Annotated in this window: 1 tRNA gene and 2 rRNA genes (1 of these 3 running past the window's edge); all 3 read right to left on the bottom strand. The window is 51.0% G+C overall.

Features of this window, described 5'->3' with window-relative positions:
• Window positions 1-71 (bottom strand): 23S ribosomal RNA (locus tag EC846_RS02725); it reaches 2,817 nt to the left of the window's first position.
• A 62-nt stretch (window positions 72-133) separates the two neighbouring features.
• Window positions 134-210: transfer RNA gene (locus tag EC846_RS02735), tRNA-Ile, on the bottom strand.
• A 59-nt stretch (window positions 211-269) separates the two neighbouring features.
• Window positions 270-1,354 (bottom strand): 16S ribosomal RNA (locus tag EC846_RS02740); the annotation flags it as partial.

The raw sequence follows: 1,354 nt of genomic DNA on the forward strand, positions 1-1,354 counted from the left end.
ATTTGGTGGAGACTAGGAGAGTCGAACTCCTGACCTCCTGCGTGCAAAGCAGGCGCTCTACCAACTAAGCTAAGTCCCCAGCTTACAATCATAATGAACGATATATCTTAATCTCAGCTTCAGCTATCAGATTTGGTGGGTCTGACAAGACTTGAACTTGTGACCCCACGCTTATCAAGCGTGTGCTCTAACCAACTGAGCTACAGACCCTCAGATACATCTTCGAAGAACAACTTGTTGTGGATTCTTACCAGTCACCAATCTTTCGTTAAGGAGGTGATCCAGCCGCAGGTTCCCCTACGGCTACCTTGTTACGACTTCACCCCAGTCATCGGCCACACCGTGGTAACCGCCCTCTTTGCAGTTAGGCTAGCTACTTCTGGTGCAACAAACTCCCATGGTGTGACGGGCGGTGTGTACAAGGCCCGGGAACGTATTCACCGCGGCATTCTGATCCGCGATTACTAGCGATTCCGACTTCATGGAGTCGAGTTGCAGACTCCAATCCGGACTACGATCGGCTTTTTGAGATTAGCATCCTATCGCTAGGTAGCAACCCTTTGTACCGACCATTGTAGCACGTGTGTAGCCCTGGCCGTAAGGGCCATGATGACTTGACGTCGTCCCCGCCTTCCTCCAGTTTGTCACTGGCAGTATCCTTAAAGTTCCCATCCGAAATGCTGGCAAGTAAGGAAAAGGGTTGCGCTCGTTGCGGGACTTAACCCAACATCTCACGACACGAGCTGACGACAGCCATGCAGCACCTGTATCTAGATTCCCGAAGGCACCAATCCATCTCTGGAAAGTTTCTAGTATGTCAAGGCCAGGTAAGGTTCTTCGCGTTGCATCGAATTAAACCACATGCTCCACCGCTTGTGCGGGCCCCCGTCAATTCATTTGAGTTTTAGTCTTGCGACCGTACTCCCCAGGCGGTCTACTTATCGCGTTAGCTGCGCCACTAAAGCCTCAAAGGCCCCAACGGCTAGTAGACATCGTTTACGGCATGGACTACCAGGGTATCTAATCCTGTTTGCTCCCCATGCTTTCGTACCTCAGCGTCAGTATTAGGCCAGATGGCTGCCTTCGCCATCGGTATTCCTCCAGATCTCTACGCATTTCACCGCTACACCTGGAATTCTACCATCCTCTCCCATACTCTAGCTTCCCAGTATCGAATGCAATTCCCAAGTTAAGCTCGGGGATTTCACATCCGACTTAAAAAGCCGCCTACGCACGCTTTACGCCCAGTAAATCCGATTAACGCTCGCACCCTCTGTATTACCGCGGCTGCTGGCACAGAGTTAGCCGGTGCTTATTCTGCGAGTAACGTCCACTATCCAGTAGTATTAATACT

It is taken from the genome of Acinetobacter sp. BIGb0102 (genome assembly GCF_003815055.1).
Classification (GTDB): domain Bacteria; phylum Pseudomonadota; class Gammaproteobacteria; order Pseudomonadales; family Moraxellaceae; genus Acinetobacter; species Acinetobacter vivianii.